21 protein-coding genes and 1 tRNA gene are annotated in these 19,278 nt (G+C 52.8%); 13 read left to right on the top strand and 9 right to left on the bottom strand.

Annotation, left to right across the window (positions count from 1 at the left end):
• Positions 1-9: 9 nt before the first annotated feature.
• Positions 10-2,328, bottom strand: coding sequence for an alpha-xylosidase (yicI, locus tag RY075_RS00575; protein WP_232967479.1), 2,319 nt, complete (start codon positions 2,326-2,328; stop codon positions 10-12).
• Between the two features lie 12 nt (positions 2,329-2,340).
• Positions 2,341-3,732, bottom strand: coding sequence for a glycoside-pentoside-hexuronide family transporter (locus RY075_RS00570; protein ID WP_338627980.1), 1,392 nt, complete (start codon positions 3,730-3,732; stop codon positions 2,341-2,343).
• Between the two features lie 288 nt (positions 3,733-4,020).
• On the opposite strand from RY075_RS00570, the gene RY075_RS00565 reads away from it, so the two are divergent.
• A tRNA-Sec gene (locus RY075_RS00565) sits at positions 4,021-4,115 on the top strand.
• 15 nt (positions 4,116-4,130) lie between these two features.
• Here RY075_RS00565 and RY075_RS00560 read toward each other — a convergent pair.
• A complete protein-coding gene (locus RY075_RS00560; protein ID WP_023323950.1) occupies positions 4,131-5,144 on the bottom strand; it encodes a DUF3800 domain-containing protein in 1,014 nt (337 codons plus the stop codon).
• A gap of 5 nt (positions 5,145-5,149) precedes the next feature.
• Entirely contained in the window at positions 5,150-5,320 is a 171-nt protein-coding gene (locus RY075_RS00555) for a YlcI/YnfO family protein (RefSeq protein WP_065186978.1), read from the bottom strand.
• Between the two features lie 128 nt (positions 5,321-5,448).
• Between RY075_RS00555 and RY075_RS00550 the strand changes: the two genes are divergently transcribed.
• The 4 genes from RY075_RS00550 (at position 5,449) to RY075_RS00535 (ending at position 7,566) form a co-directional block, all read left to right on the top strand.
• A complete protein-coding gene (locus RY075_RS00550) occupies positions 5,449-5,745 on the top strand; it encodes a SymE family type I addiction module toxin (RefSeq protein ID WP_023323949.1) in 297 nt (98 codons plus the stop codon).
• A gap of 376 nt (positions 5,746-6,121) precedes the next feature.
• Positions 6,122-6,607 (top strand): type VI secretion system tube protein TssD, encoded by a 486-nt coding sequence (tssD, locus tag RY075_RS00545; protein ID WP_048209847.1) that lies wholly within the window; start codon positions 6,122-6,124, stop codon positions 6,605-6,607.
• 9 nt (positions 6,608-6,616) lie between these two features.
• The gene (locus tag RY075_RS00540; protein ID WP_075262539.1) at positions 6,617-6,982 is read left to right on the top strand and encodes a tlde1 domain-containing protein; all 366 of its coding nucleotides are present in this window, start codon (positions 6,617-6,619) and stop codon (positions 6,980-6,982) included.
• Positions 6,979-7,566 carry a hypothetical protein gene (locus tag RY075_RS00535; protein ID WP_232967476.1) on the top strand — a complete coding sequence of 196 codons (588 nt, stop codon included), beginning with the start codon at positions 6,979-6,981 and terminating at the stop codon, positions 7,564-7,566. The genes RY075_RS00540 and RY075_RS00535 overlap by 4 nt, the downstream gene beginning before the upstream one ends.
• A 32-nt stretch (positions 7,567-7,598) precedes the next feature.
• Here RY075_RS00535 and RY075_RS00530 read toward each other — a convergent pair whose 3' ends face one another.
• The 4 genes from RY075_RS00530 to RY075_RS00515 form a co-directional block, all read right to left on the bottom strand.
• Positions 7,599-8,042 (bottom strand): GNAT family N-acetyltransferase, encoded by a 444-nt coding sequence (locus RY075_RS00530; RefSeq protein WP_045346041.1) that lies wholly within the window; start codon positions 8,040-8,042, stop codon positions 7,599-7,601.
• 48 nt (positions 8,043-8,090) lie between these two features.
• Positions 8,091-8,861, bottom strand: a complete 771-nt coding sequence (locus tag RY075_RS00525; protein WP_263740538.1) for a helix-turn-helix domain-containing protein — start codon at positions 8,859-8,861, stop codon at positions 8,091-8,093.
• 353 nt (positions 8,862-9,214) lie between these two features.
• Positions 9,215-9,694, bottom strand: coding sequence for a hypothetical protein (locus tag RY075_RS00520; protein WP_017693981.1), 480 nt, complete (start codon positions 9,692-9,694; stop codon positions 9,215-9,217).
• Position 9,695: 1 nt separating this feature from the next.
• Positions 9,696-10,364: a winged helix-turn-helix domain-containing protein gene (locus RY075_RS00515; protein ID WP_230053720.1), complete on the bottom strand. Its 669-nt coding sequence runs from the start codon at positions 10,362-10,364 to the stop codon at positions 9,696-9,698.
• 954 nt (positions 10,365-11,318) lie between these two features.
• Here RY075_RS00515 and RY075_RS00510 point away from each other — a divergent pair.
• From RY075_RS00510 to RY075_RS00485, 6 genes are read left to right on the top strand one after another with little or no spacing between them, the layout of a single operon-like run.
• Positions 11,319-11,921 (top strand): LuxR C-terminal-related transcriptional regulator, encoded by a 603-nt coding sequence (locus tag RY075_RS00510; RefSeq protein WP_233132388.1) that lies wholly within the window; start codon positions 11,319-11,321, stop codon positions 11,919-11,921.
• Positions 11,922-11,973: 52 nt separating this feature from the next.
• Entirely contained in the window at positions 11,974-12,558 is a 585-nt protein-coding gene (locus RY075_RS00505; RefSeq protein WP_023315123.1) for a fimbrial protein, read from the top strand.
• Between the two features lie 53 nt (positions 12,559-12,611).
• A complete protein-coding gene (locus RY075_RS00500) occupies positions 12,612-13,289 on the top strand; it encodes a fimbria/pilus periplasmic chaperone (RefSeq protein ID WP_045897279.1) in 678 nt (225 codons plus the stop codon).
• Between the two features lie 23 nt (positions 13,290-13,312).
• Positions 13,313-15,838, top strand: a complete 2,526-nt coding sequence (locus RY075_RS00495) for a fimbria/pilus outer membrane usher protein (protein ID WP_232967474.1) — start codon at positions 13,313-13,315, stop codon at positions 15,836-15,838.
• Positions 15,829-16,347, top strand: coding sequence for a fimbrial protein (locus RY075_RS00490; RefSeq protein WP_022650129.1), 519 nt, complete (start codon positions 15,829-15,831; stop codon positions 16,345-16,347). Before RY075_RS00495 ends, RY075_RS00490 begins: the two co-directional genes overlap by 10 nt.
• On the top strand, positions 16,347-17,354 hold the full coding sequence (locus tag RY075_RS00485; protein ID WP_032608174.1) for a fimbrial protein: 1,008 nt from the start codon (positions 16,347-16,349) through the stop codon (positions 17,352-17,354). The genes RY075_RS00490 and RY075_RS00485 overlap by 1 nt, the downstream gene beginning before the upstream one ends.
• Before the next feature lies 1 nt (position 17,355).
• On the opposite strand, the gene RY075_RS00480 is transcribed toward RY075_RS00485, so the two are convergent.
• Complete coding sequence (locus RY075_RS00480) at positions 17,356-17,880, bottom strand: lipocalin family protein (RefSeq protein WP_003860954.1); 525 nt, start codon at positions 17,878-17,880, stop codon at positions 17,356-17,358.
• A 117-nt stretch (positions 17,881-17,997) separates the two neighbouring features.
• On the opposite strand from RY075_RS00480, the gene RY075_RS00475 reads away from it, so the two are divergent.
• Complete coding sequence (locus RY075_RS00475; RefSeq protein WP_022650127.1) at positions 17,998-18,723, top strand: MerR family transcriptional regulator; 726 nt, start codon at positions 17,998-18,000, stop codon at positions 18,721-18,723.
• A gap of 99 nt (positions 18,724-18,822) precedes the next feature.
• The gene (gene uraH / locus RY075_RS00470; RefSeq protein ID WP_338627979.1) at positions 18,823-19,233 is read left to right on the top strand and encodes a hydroxyisourate hydrolase; all 411 of its coding nucleotides are present in this window, start codon (positions 18,823-18,825) and stop codon (positions 19,231-19,233) included.
• Positions 19,234-19,278: the final 45 nt, after the last annotated feature.

The raw sequence follows: 19,278 nt of genomic DNA, 5'->3' as shown, positions 1-19,278 counted from the left end.
TTTTCCAGCTCAGAGGTGAACCACCACCTCATCCCCCTCGGCTTTCACCACCACACCCCACTCGCTGCCCGCATGTGAACCGCCTTTTACGCCGCCGACCTTCTGCACGTTGCGCAAGCACACCGACCAGTTTTGCGCATCTCCCGTGCCGGTAAAGGTCACGACGTCGCCCTGACGTGACGCCTTCAGCGTAAACAACACGGAACCGTCCGCCGCAGGCACTTCACTCACCGCCGTTGCGCCATCGCTCAGGTTGAAAAGCTGGAAGGCCGTCCCCTCGTGCCACGCATAGTCCGGCTTCTGGTTATTATTGCCGAGCGCCAGCAGCGTGTTGTCGCGCACATAGACCGGCAGGCTCATGAAATCGTGCTGCTGCTTATGCCAGCGGCTACCCTCGATTTCGTCGTTGTGCCACAGGTGCGTCCAGCGCCCTTCCGGCAGGTAAAACTGCACATCGCCCGCCTCGGAGAACACCGGCGCCACCATCATTGAATCCCCCAGCATGTACTGACGGTCAAGATAGTCACACGCCGGATCGTCCGGGAACTCCAGCATCATCGCCCGCAGCATCGGCGTGCCGAACTCACGCGCCAGAGCCGCCTGACGATACAGGTACGGCATCAGCTGGCATTTCAGCTGCGTGAAGTGGCGCACCACATCGCAGGACTCGTCATCGTACGCCCACGGCACGCGGTAGGATTTGCTGCCGTGCAGGCGGCTGTGGCTGGAGAACAGCCCGAACGCGCACCAGCGTTTGTAGACGTGCGCCGGAGCGGTGTTTTCGAACCCGCCGATATCGTGGCTCCAGAACCCGAAGCCGGACAGGCCAATCGACAGCCCGCCGCGCAGGCTTTCGGCCATCGATTCATAGTTGGCGTAGCAGTCGCCGCCCCAGTGTACCGGGAACTGTTGCGCCCCCACGGACGCGGAGCGGGCAAACAGCACCGCCTCTTCTTCTCCCACCGTCTCTTTCAGCACGTTCCACACCAGTTCGTTGTAGATGTAGGCGTAATGGTTGTGCATCTTCTGCGGATCGGACCCGTCAAACCACTGGACGTCCGTCGGGATACGCTCGCCGAAATCGGTCTTGAAGCAGTCGACGCCGATCTCCACCAGGCCTTTCAGTTTGTCCGCATACCACCTGCACGCGTCCGGGTTGGTGAAGTCGTAGATCGCCAGCCCCGGCTGCCATTTGTCCCACTGCCAGAGGGAGCCGTCCGGACGCTTGAGCAGATAGCCCTTCTCTTTCAGCTCCCGGAAGATCGGGGATTTCTGGCCGATATACGGGTTGATCCACACGCAGACCTTCAGCCCTTTCTCTTTCAGGCGGCGGATCATCCCTTCCGGATCCGGGAAGGTCACCGGGTCCCACTCGAAGTCGCACCACTGGAAGGCCTTCATCCAGAAGCAGTCGAAGTGGAAGACGTGCAGCGGCAGGTCGCGCTCGGCCATGCCGTCGATAAAGCTGTTCACCGTGGCTTCGTCGTAGTTGGTGGTGAACGAGGTGGTGAGCCACAGGCCGAACGACCACGCAGGCGGCAGCGCCGGACGGCCAGTGAAGCGGGTATAGCGGTTCAGCACTTCTTTCGGCGTCGGGCCGTCGATCACGAAGTACTCCAGATACTCCTCTTCCACGCTGAACTGCACTTTGGACACTTTTTCGGAGCCGACTTCAAACGAGACGTTTTCCGGGTGATTCACCAGCACGCCGTAGCCGCGGTTGGTCAGGTAGAACGGGATGTTTTTGTAGGATTGCTCGGTGCTGGTGCCCCCGTCGCGGTTCCAGGTTTCGACCGTCTGACCGTTGCGCACCAGGGCGGTAAAGCGCTCGCCCAGGCCGTAGACCGTTTCCCCCACGCCCAGATCCAGACGTTCAAACACATAGTTGCGATCGGTGTTGCTGTCCTGCACGTAGCCGTTGTTTTTCAGCTGGCTGCCGGTAATGCGCTGGCCGTTGCGCAGGAAATCCAGCGCCCAGAACTCGCCTTTGGTAACGCGCACGCTGACACTGCCGCTTTTCAGCTCGGCAAATTCGGCGTTGTTTTCAATCCCGACCTTCACGTCTTTCAGAACGTTCAGCGGATAGTGCGGGCCGTTATTCAGCGCACCCTGGAAGTGCTCAATGCGCACCCCGACAATCCCCTCCTGCGGGGCAAACAGGCGCACCGTGAACATCAACGTGTCGAGCTGCCAGGTGCGTTCGCGCACGTCACGCGGCGCGACGTACACCACCAGGTCATTGCCCTGCTGCTCCACGTCGAACACCTGAACCGGATACGTCACGTTAAGGCCCGGTTGAATAAGCCAGTTTCCATCACTGATTTTCATGCTTTCGTCCTCTTAGTTCTGCAATTCTTTGCTGACCGGCAGGTTTTCAAACTCCTGCTGATTGCGGCGCGCACTCTGCGCCAGCTCGCGCAGGATTTTGGTCAGGAAGGGGGTTTTCAGCGTGTAGTAGCGTTTGGCGATGATGGCGCTCAGCACGTAGCAGATCGCCGGGGCCAGGGTAAACAGGCCGATAATGATGCTGATGGTCGCGCTGTTCTGGGTTTTGGCCGCCGCGTCGTAGCCGCCGCCTGCCAGCATCCAGCCGATCATCGCCCCGCCCAGCGCCAGGCCGAGCTTCAGCACGAACAGCGTGCCCGCAAAGCTGATGCCGGTCAGACGTTTGCCGTTGGTCCATTCGCCGTAGTCGACGGTATCGGACATCATTACCCACTGAATCGGCGTCACCAGCTGGTGCAGCACGCCGATAACGAAGATGAAGCCGAATATCAGCACGGTGGCATGCATCGGCACGAAGAACATCGCCACGCTGACCACCGCCAGCGCGGCGTTGGTCCACCAGAAGATGCTCACCTTGCACTTCCAGTCGGTGAGCGGTTTCGCCAGCGCGGAGCCGATCAGGTTACCGACGCAGTAGGTGGTGAGGAAGGCGACGAACACCTCCGGCGAGCCCATGATCCAGGTGCAGTAGTACATCATCGCGCCGCCGCGCACGCAGACGGCGAGAATGTTGAGGATGGTGAGCACGCCGACGATACGCCACTGGTCGTTTTGCCAGATGTCGCGCAGATCTTCCCGCATGGAGGTGGTGCTCGGCGGCACCTGGATGCGCTCTTTGGTGGTAAAGAAGCAGAACGCCAGCATCAGGAACGCGACCACCGACAGCACGGCGATCCCGCCCTGGAAGCCGAACGCTTTATCGTCGCCGCCAATCAGGTTCACCAGCGGCATCATCAGCACCGTGGAGAGCATGCCGCCCGCCGTCGCCAGCACAAAGCGCCACGACTGAAGGGAGATACGCTGCGTCGGGTCGTTGGTGATCACGCCGCCCAGCGCGCAGTACGGGATGTTGACCACGGTATAGAGCAGGGTCAGCAGCGTGTAGGTGATGGCGGCGTAAACCATTTTGCCGTTGAGGCTCAGGTCCGGCGTGGTATACGCCAGCACGCAGACGATGCCGAACGGGATAGCGCCGAATAAAATCCATGGACGGAACTTGCCCCAGCGGCTGCGGGTGCGGTCGGCAATCAGCCCCATGCACGGGTCGGAGATCGCATCCAGCGCGCGGGCCAGCAGGAACATGGTGCCGACAAACCCGGCGGGAATACCAAAAATATCGGTGTAGAAAAACATCATATAAAGCATGACGTTATCAAAAATGATATGGCTGGCGGCGTCTCCCATGCCGTAGCCAATCTTCTCTTTTACTGACAGTACTTCGCTCATATTTTTATCCTTCACGCTGTAGGGGGCGCTGAGACCGGTTGCATTGGTTTTAAACCATTGTTTCAGGAGCGGGTATTGCGTTTTCTGGTTAAGAGATTACGTTTCTTGTTTTTTGTGATCGGGATAAAAGTTGATGAGCACGAAATGCTAACCTGAGGATTTTCTTAAGAATTAGCTGAAACCGGGGGGTTAAGGTCAAAAGAGAGGTGAAAAAAGTGGTGTGGGGTATGTGGTAAATGCCTGAAAGTAGCTATAATGCGCCCCGCCTCCATGTAGCAATGCAGGCGCGGAAGATCGTCATCTCCGGTGAGGTGGCTGGACTTCAAATCCAGTTGGGGGCGCCAGCGTTCCCGGGCAGGTTCGACTCCTGTGATCTTCCGCCAAATATTTTACCTACTTCAACGTATCATTCGTTTTGAGTTTTTAATTAATATTTTTACAAGCTCATCTAATTCTTTTCTTAAAGCAGCAGATTTTTCATCGAAAACAATTATGTCTATGGGCGGATTATTATATTGCTGCTGTATCATGAGACTGCCGAGTAGATTGGCTATTAAAGTATTATCTGCAAATCTCATTTTTAAAAGCTTACGCATACCAGAAGCCAAAAGATCTATAACTTGCAAACCGTCATTTTTCATTGAATCCTCATAGCTAATGTCATCCCGTAATATTTTTTGGATGTTAAAAGCGCGGCTATTAGCTAAGGATGTTTTTTTCTCGATCAGATAATTAGGTATCTCTCCTTCATTATAAATAAACTCTCTCATATATTTATAGTTAAAACCATTCACTATACCTAAAGGGTTTTCAAGGGTATACATTTGCAACAAAGCTGGTGAAAATTTTTCAAATATCAACTCATACTTAGTTTTGTGAGACGGCTGTTTTTGATCTAAACGCCATTTGAATTTTTTTAACGTCTGTGGTTGTCGTTGTGCATAGTAATTTACAGATTGGGAGATTATTGTATGCACTAATCTTATTTGGCACATCAACTGAATATAAAGTGGGAGAGATACAGACAATAATTCTTTTGCCATCAAATGTTGAGCAAGTTTTCCCTCGTGATAACGCATCTGCTCAATACTATTTACTATGGTTTTCACATGCGTATCTTTATGATTTTCGATAAAGCTTTTATTATTATAATATGAGTCTGTTACAACACAAAAAAGACTACCGTTCAGCTGCGAAATTTCTTGAAGAAACAAAATATAGTTACTTTCACTAATGTTAACTAATTTTATCTCTTGTCTGCCCAAACCATTCCTTTTTTTTAAATTATTGAGGGCATTCCTATATTTCCTTTTTTCAGTTTCCGGACAAATATAAGCAGCAACTACACTCCAAGAATTTTCTAGTTCACTTTCAGGAGTAAATGAACCTGATTCATCAATTAATATTTCCATATTTACTACTCTCTTTGGCTAGATAATAATCTTAACCTACAAGCCTCCTTCACCCATTTACTAAAATTCCCTTTCCCCGCCGCCTTCTCGATCTGCTCCAAAAGCTCATCCTCGAAACGTATGTTCTTCATCGTGCTCTTAGTGCGGTCAAAATTTGGTTTCTTTTTCTCTTGCATGGTAGGTACCACTTCGGTTAATTTATTCGCACGTGGTACCTACCACATGGATTCGGAATTTTGACAACGCCCAGCAGTGTTGGAGCACTAAAGGGCGTCTAACCTCACCAACTATCAAGGAGTTGATTATGGCTGATTCGCATTCTACCCCAGACACCGACCAATCCGGAACCGAGCGTTCGTTAATTGTGGGATACCGCCCGAATGTTTACGACAAATCTACGCCAAAAATCATCCTTTCCGGCAAGTGGCTGCGCGCGGCGGGTTTTGATACCGGACAGCAGGTCACGGTAAAGGTCATGAAAGGGTGCATCGTTCTGGTAGCGTATAACGAGCAGGAGCAAAGGATTCTGGACGATTACAAACGCACTAAAGCAAAGTTATGCCAGATCGAGAACACGCTGGCGAGCCTGCAATTATCATAACCGTTCCCGCTGTTATCAAGTTGGCTGCTGGGCATGCAGCCAACATAAAAAACAATATAGAATGCCAGATTTCTTCCATAACATCCAAAAAGCAATCGAACCCAACATGTAATGCTAACTTACAAGTTCAATATTTGATGACATTCATCATTTCAATACCTGATGCTATTTTTACTTAGCATTTATCTTACGATGGCAACGAAATCATAATTCAATGTTATAATTTTTGGAAATATATTTGAGAAACTTATACATCGCAAAGAGCAATTTTAAGTCCCACTTCCATATTTTATTTTATTTTCTATTTTGAAATAAATGTCACAATTTAAATCCATAATGAAGAGTAGTTTCCCTCAGTCTATAAAAGGAGATTGAGATGGCTATACCTGTTTACTTATGGCTTGAGGACGATGCAGGCCGGAGAATTAAAGGCTCTGTCGATGTAAAAGATCGCGAAGGCTCAATAGAAGTTATTGAATTTATGCACTCAATCGAACAACCTATTGATAAGCACTCCGGAAAAATCACTTCAAAACGTATTAGTAGCACCTATGCATTCATGAAAGAGATTGATTCCTCATCCTCATATCTATACAAGGCCTTGAGCACTGGACAAACACTAACAAGAGCAGAATTTATATTTTACAGGATCAACTATAACGGGCTCGAAGAGGCTTACTTTAAGACAACTTTAGAAAATGCAAGAGTAGTTCAAATTGAACCACTCATGTTTGACATTAAACTACCGCAAAACGAACGCTATACACATTGTGAATATGTAGATCTAACATATGAAAAAATAACATGGCATTACATAGATGGAAACATCATTCATTCTGATACCTGGAAGGAACGCGCTTAAGGAGAAAGTATGTCCTGGGAATATAATGTAAAAGAGCACAAATTTTATCTTGATGGTGTTTATCAGTTCGATGCAGATTATGCAGGAGCAAGTGGTTACAAAAACGATCCATCTCAAGAATGTGTAAAAAACAGTGGGCCTCTACCTCGAGGGAAATACACAATTGGTTCCCCTCATAATTCTGCCCACACAGGAAAATATACCCTCAGCCTCACGCCCTACTCGACAAATGATATATGTGGCAGAGACTCATTTAAAATTCATGGCAAAAGCAGTTTGCACCCTGATGACTCTTCAGAGGGCTGCATTATTGCTCCTTTGAGTGCGAGAAGAAGCATCTGGAAAAGCAACGATACGGTGTTGATTGTCAAATGAAGCGTTTAATTTGTTCATTGCCATTACTCGTTGCAGTCAGTTCGCACGTCTCAGCATCTGAAATGACCGGCTTCGCAACACAGTATTACGATGAAGACGGCTCGCTGACGGAAATTTCAACCATAGTGCCCCTTTCCCCGACCATCACGATCGGCAAGAAAACGGTTCAGATGGAAGTTACTCATCTGTCTCAGATTTTCAGTACATACGTGGAGAAAGACAGCTCCGCGCACTGGATCTGCCTTCATGACGACGATGGCACCAATTATTGGTTCATTTCAGATAACGAAATGGGTGCAGGGCTGTTAACTGCGCTAGCCATATCCAGGGATGGCATCCATAAAGAGTGTGTGAATACAACGGAACGAGTCAGTGTCTCAGTCTCTGGCGTTCCATTGTTAAATGCCACTCACGGGGATTTAGTTGAATTGTTCGGCAAAAAAGCAATCGGCAACAGAAAAAAGATCCTGCTTTATCAGGAGACACCTGTACAGGATGGATTTGTTCAGAACAATACCGTCTCTTATTACTTTGATGGCGGAAAATTGCGCGGCGTAATTATCGGGCAAATAACCAGTAACTAGCTTGCAGGCTCCCTCTTTTACAGAAGAGGGCGTTAAGCCTGTCCACTCAACCGCATATGCAACAGCGGAAACGGATTCCCCTGCCCGTCCAGTGCCGAGCGCCCGACCTGCTCAAACCCCATATGACGATAAAACGCCACCCCCTGCGGATTCTGCTCGTTCACATCCACTTCATTTACGCCGAATTCTGCAATGGCATATTGCAGCAGCATTTTCCCAATACCCCTCCCCCGGCTCGCATCATCCACAAACAGCATTTCAATGCGATTTTTATCCACGCCCAAAAAGCCGTGAATAATACCCACGTCATCCCGGGCAATCACAACCCTGAGATTAGGCAAATATGCGTTGAGCAATAACGGACGCAGCGCCGCGATATCGCTTTCCTGCAAAAAGCGGTGCGTGGCGCGAACTGACGACTCCCAGACTGCGACGAGGCGTTCAAATTGCGAGGGGTGTGCGGCTTCTATTTTCATGGTGATATTCCGGTTGAGTAAAGTTTCAGGGCAGCAATGTAATGATATTCAGCTCTGCGACGTGCGCCACACGCCAGGCGTACAACCATACTCCGTCTGGAAATGACGAATAAAGTGCGCGCAGTCGCTGAATCCCATCCGCTGCGCAATATCCGTCACGCTTTGCTGCGAGTTCTTCAGCAGCCAGCAAGCATAGCGCAGCCTGGCGCTGCGGATAAATTCGCGGGCCGTTTTGCCGAATTCTGCGTGGAACAGACGGTTGAGCTGGCGTTCACTCAATGCCACTTCTCGCGCAAGCCCGGCGGTGGTGAGCGGCCGGGTCAGGAACTGTTCAATCAGCATGACGGCGCGGCGCAACCGCGAGTCAGGGATAAGCGCAAGATTCGCCGGACGTGGGGTGGCAATTTCATGCGGAACGAGCGACAAACGCTGGCAGGTGGTGCTGGCGATATCATCCCCGGCATGGGCGCGGATAAGCTCAGTTGCCAGCGTCAGGGTGGAAATACCGCCCGGGCAGGTCAGCACATCGCCATCGTCGATGAAATCATACCCTTGCTCAGCATAAACCAGCGGGAAAGCCTGCCGAAATGCATCAAGGTGGAAAGGATGGATGGACGCTCGTCGTTCATTCAGCAATCCTTCCTGTGCGAGGACAAAACTGCCGGTGCCAATGCCAATGAGCGGAACCCCGGCATGGTGGGCATGTGCCAGATACGCTTTATCCCCCTGATACCCTAAGTCCAGATACTGCAATTCACCGCCGATAACAGCAAGGTAGTTAAAACTGTCCGGCGGCGCATGGGTGGAATCCGGTCTCATGATAATCCCCGCATTGCTGATAATCGGGATATCAGGAAATTCACTTATCAGGCTGATTTTAAATGCTAATTTATCCTGAGCTTTCGCTGCATAACGCAGCGCCTCCAGCAATCCGGAGACGGCCAGGAGTGAATAACGGGGCCATAATATCAACCCAATATGCAGACACTTTTCCGGTACTGATTTCCCCCTATCGGAGGAGTCAAATACACTTTTCATTTACTTGCCAAATTTAAAATTAATTACATTATCGCAACATGATCTGTCGCACTTTATATTTCTAAGATAATCCTGATATTTTAAATCAAGCATAAATGAGAAGGGAGGAAAATATAATGTTTTTCTCGTTTATATCATTCTTTTTTTGAACCACGACACACATATGTCGGTAATGTTCCTAAGGTAAAGATATAGTTACCATTATGTTGTTCATTGATCCGCATATAAATACTCTTGCCCGGATAGACAAAAAATTGCGGTTCATATTTTTCCAGCCAGCTGTCGTCAACATTATCGTCCGGGAACGTCATATTTTTTTCTGACGTCAGCAAATAGAGATGATCTTGCCTCTCCACCCGAAAGGAAATTTTCCTGTCGATGGTTTTACCCGGATCGCTCTTTGCCCGGCCATTCATGCTCAGGGTGCCGAATTTCCCGTCGAAGGTGTAATTCAGCCAGACCGTCAGCGTCTCATCCGGATGGTGCTGGACCAGATTAGCCTGGCATGAAAAAGGCTGAACGTAAGTTCGGTGCCACAGGTAATAGCCCGTCAGCACGCCTGCGGTGACGAGGCCCGTCACGATGATATACAGCATCTGCCGAAAACGAGTCATGCTAGCTATCCTTCAGGAAATAATCAGATATACAGCGGTTCGGTTCTTTCATTGGCCGGTCGCAGCGAATAACCGACGCACGAGGAAGCAGAGCGTACCAGCTGATGTAAACCCAGGGATATTGCGCGCATTCAGCCTTGAATTGTTCCACATAGGTCAGCGCGGAAGCGCGTTCAGCGTGAGTCTGAATGTCGTTCGCAAGATAAACGCGACAGGCCCCGACGGATGCTGCAAAACGGTAATCCTCAACAAAACGGTTTTCTGTGGCGTTCATATATCCCGTCACGCCTGCCCCGGCCAGGACGATCAATAGCCCCATGACGACAGCCAGCCAGCGCGTGGGCTTCCTGGCAACGGGCGTTGCTGGCGCGGAGGATGCAGAGACCTCCTCGATCGCTGGCGCCTCCACACATTGTTCCTCTGCGGGTTGAGGCGCGACAGGTGAAGACTCTCTGACGGTTATTTGCGTGTCGCTTGCCAGCGTCAACCCAATCCGCGGAATGGTAACGATAGGGTCAGTTTCAAAACCAATCTTTTTGAGCCCTTTGCGCAGGATGGAGATGTTCTGGTAATAGGTATTGGAGGAGACAAGCATGCCGCGGCTTTGCCAGACAATATCAAGGAACTCTTGCTGAGTGACAATCGACCCCGCTCTGTCGATTAATAACAACAGGCATCGGCCTGCTGGCGAATTTAACACAACCACACGGTCAGGATTGTTGATATCACGTAACGTGCTGGCCGCAGGATGAAATTCGACGATATTATTTATAATGTAATGCTTATGCATAGGGGCAGTATGAATTCTCCGGTTAACAGATGTTGAACCTGGGTCACCGCATGTATGGGATGACATTCACGTCGGGATTAATGTGACTGATTAACGGCATGCTGTATATCTTCGCCATTGGCGAAAAATCTTAATTTATATTTCATCCCTTAAGCTTCACTGAACCTGCATAAGAACTCAACCCTTGTAGAATGCGGCTTGCAGAGCCACTTCATCCGCGATCATCCTCATTCTGATGTTTTGTGAAGTGAATTTCCGCTCCACAGAAGTATCTCACTACCGGCAGCATCTCATTTATCAGAGCCTCACCTTTTGGCGCACTCCTCGCCTCTTGACATTGACAAATACCTACATAAAAAAACATTGTACGCCACGGACATGCGTGTCTGAAATATTCAGCACCCTTAAGCCTTAACTTTTCTCAACCAGAACAATATCAATAACTTATATGGTTTTTGTATGCTTTTCAGCCACCGTTCTATCAGTTTTTATCGATGATAACATTCGTAAATTGTTATTCCCCGTCAGCAACTTCACACCCGCACTGACACCAGACGACAAACTCCTTACAAAACATTTATCAAAGCTAAATTTTCATTAAAAATAGAAGCTATCATAATTTACAGAAAGCGAAGCGGAATAAGACCAATCAGAGGGAAGCGTCGTAACCGGTCTCGATCTTAGTAATTAATACAATTTTAGATTAATTCAGATTACCTCTTTATTGGCCGACGTATAGTAGGCCTACACTATGCAATACGTCATTGCTTCGAGAATACTGGCGATAACCTTATAAATAATTCGCCTGATTACTATTATAAATCGAGGAATAACATGACGAACAATAGCCAAATAACACAGCATATAACTGTTGCACTGATGGGCGGCGATCATTATGCAAGAAACGGCATTAAAACATTAATAAGCAGCATCCGCGACGACCTTCACATCATTATCATCGAAGGAGGTTATCAGCAACTGGATAAGGCGCTGTCGTCGATTCGTGTCGATATCTTATTTATATCCGGCGCAGAGAAATACCATACAGGGTATGACTCACTGAAATATTTAAAAAAAATCAAAGCCACGCACCCTGAAGTGATGATCTGCCTGTACTCAACCTCTGCCCATTCCCTGTTATGGGTCCGGGAAGATATTGATGCCTATATCTCGCTACAGAACACGGTTTATCAGTGGCGGATAAAGCTAGCAAAAATGGTCGATAGCCATTATCGGCCCCAAAAGCAGCCAGCGGCGTTATCGCTAACGCCTGGAGAAAGGAGGGTATTAAAGGAACTCAGGAACGGACTGGATATACGTTACATCGCAGAACTGGAGAAACTTTCTTATCGCCGCGTGAGCGCCTTAAAAAGCTCAGCGATAAGGAAACTCGGGCTCAGGAATAAGACAGATTTGCTGGTCTTTTTAACCAGTTAGACCTGCCGCTTTCAGAGCAAATCTCGTAATAAAAAAATCAAGGAATTATGAAATGAAAGCACGCCTTACTTGCCATTCTCTGCTGGCATTAAGCATTGCCGCCCTGCTGCCAGCGGGCTCAGCACTGGCCGCCACCACCAGCGGCGGCACGGTTAACTTCAGCGGTAAAGTGGTGACCTCCGCCTGTGCCATCAGCGCCGGTAGCGCCAATATCGACGTCGACATGGGGGAAGTGCGTACCGCCACGCTGGCTGCCGCAGGCAGTGAAGCCAGTACCGCAAAAGCCTTCTCCATCACCCTGGAAGATTGCGAAATCGCCGATACCTCCGCGTCCACGGAAAATAACCCCATCGCCGCAACGACCGTGGCTATCACCTTCACCGGTACGCCGGACAGTACCGATGTCAATAGCCTGGCCGCGGGAGTAAACGGCGGCGCGGGCTCGGCGCAGCATGTCGCTATCCGTCTTTATGACGAACAGGGCAACGTCGTCAGGCTGGGTGAGCCGGCAGCAGCGATCCCCCTGCGTGCGGGGGCGAACACCCTGAACTTCAGCGCGAAATATTACTCCCCACTGGGCAACGCCACGGCGGGTGATGCCAGCGCGGTCGCCACCTACACCGTGACCTATTCGTAATCTTCAGGCCCGGTCTGCTGGCCGGGTCTGACTCAGCTTTCAGGAGACGCACAATGCGCGTAAACACATGGATTTGTCTGGCTGGCACGTTATGTTCATCCGCCGTGTACGCAGGCGGCGTGGGATTAGGCGCAACGCGGCTGGTCTACACCGGCGCGGCTACGCAGACGATGATGCAGGTAAGAAATACCCACCCTGATGCCACGTTCCTGATCCAGTCATGGATGGAAGACGAGAAAGGGAGCCGTACCAACGACTTCGTCATCACGCCGCCGCTGTACGTCATGAAGCCCGCCAGCGAAAGCGCGGTGAAAATCATGTTCAGCGGTGACGCCCTGCCAGCCGATCGCGAGACGCTGTACTGGATGACGGTCAAAGCTATCCCACAGCAGGTTAAAAACGGTTCCGGCAATTCGCTGCAATTCGCCTCTGCCAACCGCATCAAGGTCTTTTATCGCCCGGAGCGGCTCAGGGAAGGTGCAGGGGAGGCATGGAAAAACCTTGCCGGCGCCTACCGCGCGGGCAAGGTCACGCTGACCAACCCAACGCCGTATTACCTCACCACCATTAACGTGAAAATTGATGGCAGGCCGGTATCGCCCGTCATGGTACCGCCGAAAGCCAGCGTGACGCTGGCAGACACCTTCAGCCATGCGAGCAGCATGAGCTACCAGACGATTAACGATTATGGGGCCTGGACGCCCGTCACCCGCACGTCATTGTCCCAATAATAAAAACAGTAAGGCGTGACCACATGAAAATTAAAATCCTGTGCGCCACGGCGATCGCCCTGGTGATTCGGCAAGCCGTGGCTGCCGAAAGCGAGCTGCAATTTAATCCTGCGTTTCTCAACGGCGAGCGCGCCAACAGCGCCGATCTCGCCTGGGTCAACGCCGGGAGCGCGTTGCCGCCGGGCGAGTACAATCTTAACGTGTATATCAACACCCAGTTCGCGTTCACAGGTAACGTCACGTTTCGCGTCGCTGAAAGCACCGCTGGTGAAGCCCTGCCGTGCCTTACGCCTGCACAATTCGCCGCACTTGGCATCGACAGCCGTCAGGCTAAAGGGGGTGAGCTGCCGCCTGCGCAGCGCTGCATTTTTTTAACCCAGTCATTCGCCGATACCCGGTTTGATTTTGACCAGAGGACGCTTACCCTCAACTTCACCGTACCGCAAAGCGCGATGCGCGCTCTGCCGCGCGGATACGTCAGCCCGGAGAGCTGGGAGTCCGGCATCCCTGCCGCGTGGCTGAACTATGTGGTCAATGGCGCGAATAATGACTACCGGGGCGAGACGCGCACGCGGGAACAACAGCTGTTTGTGAGCCTGAACAGCGGCGCCAACCTGGGCGCATGGCGGCTGCGTGATTTCACCACGTGGACCAAAGAGAGTAACGAGCTCACCCACGTCCAGACCTGGCTACAGCGGGATATCCGCGCCCTGCGTGCCCAGGTTTATGCCGGTGAAACGTTCACCTCCTCGCAGGTGTTTGACGCCGTTGGCCTGCGTGGGATTGCCCTGAAGACCGATGACAATATGTTGCCCGCCAGCCTGAGCGGTTACGCGCCTGAAGTGCGCGGCATCGCGCGCAGCAATGCCACGGTGACGGTTCGCCAGAACGGTAACGTCATCTATCAAACCTCCGTTCCGCCGGGGGCGTTTGTGCTGAAAGATCTCTATCCGACCTCTTCCGGCGGCGACCTCGCGGTCACCATTCAGGAGAGCGACGGTAGCCAGACGCAATACACCCTGCCCTTTGCCAGCGTGCCGAATCTGGTGCGTAACGGTCAGGTCAAATATGCTCTGGGTGCGGGGAAATACCGCCCTGCGGGCAATCAGATCTCGCCCTCCTTCGCGCAGGGCGAGCTGTTCCTGGGCTGGCGATACGGCCTCACGTTTTATGGCGGGGCGCAGTTTTCCGATCGCTACACCGGCCTGGCCTTCGGGATCGGGCAGAATCTCGGCCGCTTTGGCGCCTACTCTCTCGACCTCACCCATGCCCGCAGCCAGCTGGCTGATAACCAGCACTACACCGGTGATTCGGTGCGCCTGCGGTACAGCAAGCTGCTGAACGATATCGGTACGCGAGTCAATTTCTTCTCGCTGCGTTACTCAACGGCAGGGTTTTATACTCTCAGCGATACCACTTACAAAGGCATGGCGGGCGGAGCGCCAGAACAGACCGTGGAAGACGATGGCACCGTCACCACTCACTACGACACGGTTTACAACCTGCATATGTCGCGTAAGGCAAAAAATCAGCTGCTGTTGTCGCAGCCGATGGGCGAATACGGCGCGCTGTCGCTGTCCTGGGATCAACAAACCTACTGGAATACGTCAAAAACCACGCAAAGTTTGCAGTTCGCGTGGAACGCGACGTTTCGTAACCTGTCGCTTGGCATCAGCGCCCAGCGTAGCTCTGGCCTGTACGACAACAAGAAAGACAATATCCTCGCGTTGTCCCTGTCGGTGCCGCTGGGTAATCCGGCGCTGTCGACCCGTCTCCGTTTTACCGCTACCCATGCGGATCCCGCTGGCACCACCGCCAGTACCGGTGTCAGTGGTTATCTGCTGGGGCAGGAGAATCTTTTCTATAGCGTCAACCAGCGCTACAGCGCGCAGCAGCACTACGGCGGCGATGCCGCGCTGCAATACGAGGGCGCGTGGGGAGACTATAACCTGGGCTACAGCTACGCCGGTGACTCCCGCAACCTCAGCTACGGGATGAGCGGCGGAGCGGTGCTGCATGAGGATGGTCTGACGCTGAGCCAGCCGCTCGGGAACACCAATATTCTGGTGAAAGCCCCGGGCGCCAGCCATGTCGCCGTGCTCAACCACAAGGGCATCAAAACCGACAGCCGGGGCTATGCGGTGATCCCGTACGCCACGCCGTATCGCGTTAATCAGGTTGCGCTGGATGTCACCACCGTGGGCAATGACGTGGAACTTGAGAACGCCATCGCCAATAAAATTCCCACCGACGGGGCACTGGTTCGCGCCACCCTCACCACGCGTCAGGGAGCAAAAGCGATGTTTATCGTACGTCACGCTAAAGACGTGCTCCCCTTCGGCACGCTGGTCTCGTCAGAGGATGACAAAGCCAGCGGTATCGTCGGCGACGGCGGCAGCGTGTATCTGACCGGCCTGTCAGCGCAGGGAACCTTGCATGCCGTATGGGGACGCGACAGCGCCCAGCGCTGCACGATCCGCTATGCGTTGAACCCGCAGAATTATCACGACCGCACCGGGCTTTATTCCCAGGAGGCCATATGTCAGTAACCGTCCGTTTCCTCCCCCTGATCCTGCTGATGGTCATCACCGTCCCCGCGCGCGGCTATGACGTGCTGGTTTCCGTGACCGGCAACGTGATCGGCAATACCTGCATTGTCTCGGAAGATTCGAAGGAGCAAAACGTGCCGCTGGGCACCCTCGGCGTGAAGCAATTTAGCGAGGCGGGGGCAGTCAGCAATATCAAAACGCCCTTCACGCTCACCCTTGAAGCGTGCGGCCCCACCTTTGCTGGCGTGAAAATCCGCTTCAGCGGTACGCCGGATGACGAAAACCCGCAGCTTCTGAAAGTCGCTGACGGCGGCGCGACCGGCGTGGCAGTGCAGATACTGGATAAAGACAGCGTACTTATCCCGCTGGACACCCAAACCGCTGCTTACGGCGCGGCGGGGGATGACAGCGTAAAAATGACCTTCTATGCGCGACTGGCCGCCACGGGTGCGCCGGTCAATGCCGGAGACGTTTCGGCAGTGGCGACCTGGACGACGGAGTATCAATAATGCGTTTACTGTTTTTAGCCCTGTTTTTCATGTCCTCTCAGGCGCTTGCCCTCTCCTGGACATCGGATATCACCCTTTCGCCAACGCCCATGTCATGGTCCGGCCCGGCAGACTCCATCGTGCCTGGAAAGACGATCGGCTCTGAATGGAGCGCCACTGCGAGCGTCTCGGAAGTGTTCTGGTGCGGCCTGGTATTTACCTGCTCCAAAGGGACGCTGGAGCCGAGCAGCAGTATAACCGCCACCGGCATCACGGTTATTCTTGATGGCGCAAATTACATGGTATTTGAAACGGGCGTGCCCGGCATCGGCTTCATTCTTGGGCTCAAAGATTATAACGGCACCACCTATGTGCCGATGCAGACGGGCATTACGCAGAGCTATCCGGCCGATGGGACTAACGGTTACGCCACCGCACTGGGCTGGTCGGCAAAAGTGACGTTTATCAAGACCGGCGTTCCGCTGAAATCCGGCGTATACCAGACCCCGACCATTAACGCGGCGATCCTGACGGCCTATAACAACGAAGTGAAAACCGCGCAGGTGATCATCAACCCCACCACCATCACGGTGACGGCAAGCGGCTGCACGGTAGGCACAAAAAGCGCCAACGTCGACCTGGGCACCATTGATGTTCACACGCTGCCCAGCGTAGGCAGCACCTCGCCGTCGGGGGAGTTTAACGTCAGCCTGACCTGCGATGAGAACGTGGCGGTTAACGCAGTGATGACCGATCAGACCACACCGTCAAATACCTCGTCGGTCGTGACGCTGACCGGGGACTCCACGGCCTCCGGCATTGGCGTACAGTTTTTCTATAACGGTACCGGGCCGCTGATGATGGGGCCAGACAGCTCGGCCGCAGGCACGACGGGACAGTTTTTCATCCAGACCACCAGCGCAGCACAAACGCTATCCCTGCCGTTCCAGGCGCAGTACATCCGAACCGGAGACCTGGTCCCCGGCTCGGCCAATGCCCTGGCAAGCATCACCTTTTCGTATCAGTAGGTTAGTGCTTCACCCACACCAGCTGATCGACCCGGAAGCCCAGACCGCGTGCGGTGTTCAGGTAGTCCTGTTTTACCGCATCCGGAATGGTCGGGGTGCGCGATAAAATCCACAGGTAGTCACGGTTCGGGCCGCTGACCAGCGCGTACTGGTACTTATCGTCCAGCTTGATCACGTTATATCCGCCGTAGAACGGGCCGAAGAACGATACCTTCAGCGCAGCCGTAGTCGGTTCGCCGGTAAAGTACGCCTTTCCTTCGCTCTCATTCCATTTGTTCTTCACCGGATCATAGCCGCGGTTCAGTACGCTGATACCGCCATCGCTGCGCTTGCCGTACGTCGCGGTGACCTGTTCCAGACCGCGCTCAAAGCGGTTTTCCAGTCGGGCGACTTCATACCATTTGCCGAGATAGCGGCTGGCATCAAAGCCGGTAATGGGCTGCACGCCTTTCGGCGGCGTGGGAGATTTACAGGCAACCAGAGTCAGCGCAATGGCGACACCGGTAACTACAGGCCATAGCCTCATGAGAACTCCTTTCATTTACGCGGTTGGAAGTTAAGTGTAGCGCACCCGTGCGGCGCTTCATCCCGTCGGAGAATATTCGTAGTATATTGAGACAACTCCTTCTCTTCGGATGCAGACATGGCTTACTCCATCGGCGAATTCGCCAGACTCAGCGGCATCACCGCCACCACGCTGCGGGCGTGGCAGCGACGCTATGGCTTGCTCAAACCCGAGCGTACGGACGGCGGTCACCGCCTGTACAGCGATGAGGACGTTCAGCAGGCGCTGAAAATCCTCGACTGGGTAAAAAAAGGCGTACCCATCGGTCAGGTTAAATCACTGCTGGAACGCCCTGCGCCGCGCCGCGCCAATAACTGGCAAACCCTGCAACAGGCCATGATGCAAAAGTTGCAGGAGGGGAAAATTGAATCCCTGCGTCAGATGATTTACGACGCCGGACGCGAATACCCAAGGCCAGAGCTGGTCACTAACGTGCTGCGTCCGTTGCGCAGCCAGATATCGGCCAACGTCGCCGCCGCCATGACGCTGCGTGAGATCCTCGACGGCATCCTCATCGCCTATACCTCGTTTTGCCTTGAGGGCGATAAAAAAGCGCCGGGCGATAACGTTCTCATCAGCGGCTGGTACCTCAACGACCCGTGTGAAATCTGGCTCGAAGCGTTAACGCGCACCGGCCAGGGCCACCGCATCGACATCCTGCCGGTTCCCCCTGCCGCGCTGGCCCCGGAAATTTTCCCGGATCGCAAATGGCTGCTGGTCACCAGCGGCAAACTCACCGCCGCGCGGAAAAAGCAGGTTGCGCAGTGGCAGCAGCAGGTTTCCCTTGAGGTAATTATCCTCTGATTATTTTCTGCTGTGGCAATCTTCACGAAAAGTTGAATATTTTTTCGCGCAGCGAGTGCTAACGTTTTCCTGTCACCGACAACTCAACAGGAAAACACGATGAAAAAGACACTCCCTCTGATGATGCTGGCTGCCATGGCTTTCGCGCCTGCCACATTCAGCGCCCCGGCAGGCACCCTGAGCGTCCACGTTCTGGACCAGCAAACCGGTATGCCGCCAGCGGATGTGACCGTTACGCTGGAGAAGCAGGAGCAGGACAAGTGGACCCCGATTGCCAGCGGTAAAACCGACCACGACGGGCGCATTAAATCGCTTTATCCGCAGGATCAGGATATGGCACCTGGCGTGTATAAAGTGACCTTCAAAACCGCCGATTACTTCCACGGCAAAAAGCTGGACTCCTTCTTCCCGGAAGTGCCGGTGCTGTTCACCGTCACCCGCATCAATGAAAAACTGCACATCCCTCTTCTGCTCAGCCAGTACGGTTACTCAACCTACAAGGGCAGCTGATTGCTCTTGATTTTAAAGACGATTAAAAAATAATCTCGCCAATAC

Origin of the sequence: Enterobacter sp. JJBC (assembly GCF_036936505.1) — a bacterium.
Classification (GTDB): Bacteria; Pseudomonadota; Gammaproteobacteria; order Enterobacterales; family Enterobacteriaceae; genus Enterobacter; species Enterobacter hormaechei_C.
This window is presented reverse-complemented; position numbering and strand designations above follow the sequence as displayed.

Bases quoted from the DNA above. Each gene is read 5' to 3' on its own strand.
- yicI (WP_232967479.1), bottom strand. From the start codon at position 2,328: ATGAAAATCAGTGATGGAAACTGGCTTATTCAACCGGGCCTTAACGTG.
- RY075_RS00570 (WP_338627980.1), bottom strand. From the start codon at position 3,732: ATGAGCGAAGTACTGTCAGTAAAAGAGAAGATTGGCTACGGCATGGGA.
- RY075_RS00560 (WP_023323950.1), bottom strand. From the start codon at position 5,144: ATGGAAATATTAATTGATGAATCAGGTTCATTTACTCCTGAAAGTGAA.
- RY075_RS00555 (WP_065186978.1), bottom strand. From the start codon at position 5,320: ATGCAAGAGAAAAAGAAACCAAATTTTGACCGCACTAAGAGCACGATG.
- RY075_RS00550 (WP_023323949.1), top strand. From the start codon at position 5,449: ATGGCTGATTCGCATTCTACCCCAGACACCGACCAATCCGGAACCGAG.
- tssD (WP_048209847.1), top strand. From the start codon at position 6,122: ATGGCTATACCTGTTTACTTATGGCTTGAGGACGATGCAGGCCGGAGA.
- RY075_RS00540 (WP_075262539.1), top strand. From the start codon at position 6,617: ATGTCCTGGGAATATAATGTAAAAGAGCACAAATTTTATCTTGATGGT.
- RY075_RS00535 (WP_232967476.1), top strand. From the start codon at position 6,979: ATGAAGCGTTTAATTTGTTCATTGCCATTACTCGTTGCAGTCAGTTCG.
- RY075_RS00530 (WP_045346041.1), bottom strand. From the start codon at position 8,042: ATGAAAATAGAAGCCGCACACCCCTCGCAATTTGAACGCCTCGTCGCA.
- RY075_RS00525 (WP_263740538.1), bottom strand. From the start codon at position 8,861: ATGAGACCGGATTCCACCCATGCGCCGCCGGACAGTTTTAACTACCTT.
- RY075_RS00520 (WP_017693981.1), bottom strand. From the start codon at position 9,694: ATGACTCGTTTTCGGCAGATGCTGTATATCATCGTGACGGGCCTCGTC.
- RY075_RS00510 (WP_233132388.1), top strand. From the start codon at position 11,319: ATGACGAACAATAGCCAAATAACACAGCATATAACTGTTGCACTGATG.
- RY075_RS00505 (WP_023315123.1), top strand. From the start codon at position 11,974: ATGAAAGCACGCCTTACTTGCCATTCTCTGCTGGCATTAAGCATTGCC.
- RY075_RS00500 (WP_045897279.1), top strand. From the start codon at position 12,612: ATGCGCGTAAACACATGGATTTGTCTGGCTGGCACGTTATGTTCATCC.
- RY075_RS00495 (WP_232967474.1), top strand. From the start codon at position 13,313: ATGAAAATTAAAATCCTGTGCGCCACGGCGATCGCCCTGGTGATTCGG.
- RY075_RS00490 (WP_022650129.1), top strand. From the start codon at position 15,829: ATGTCAGTAACCGTCCGTTTCCTCCCCCTGATCCTGCTGATGGTCATC.
- RY075_RS00485 (WP_032608174.1), top strand. From the start codon at position 16,347: ATGCGTTTACTGTTTTTAGCCCTGTTTTTCATGTCCTCTCAGGCGCTT.
- RY075_RS00480 (WP_003860954.1), bottom strand. From the start codon at position 17,880: ATGAGGCTATGGCCTGTAGTTACCGGTGTCGCCATTGCGCTGACTCTG.
- RY075_RS00475 (WP_022650127.1), top strand. From the start codon at position 17,998: ATGGCTTACTCCATCGGCGAATTCGCCAGACTCAGCGGCATCACCGCC.
- uraH (WP_338627979.1), top strand. From the start codon at position 18,823: ATGAAAAAGACACTCCCTCTGATGATGCTGGCTGCCATGGCTTTCGCG.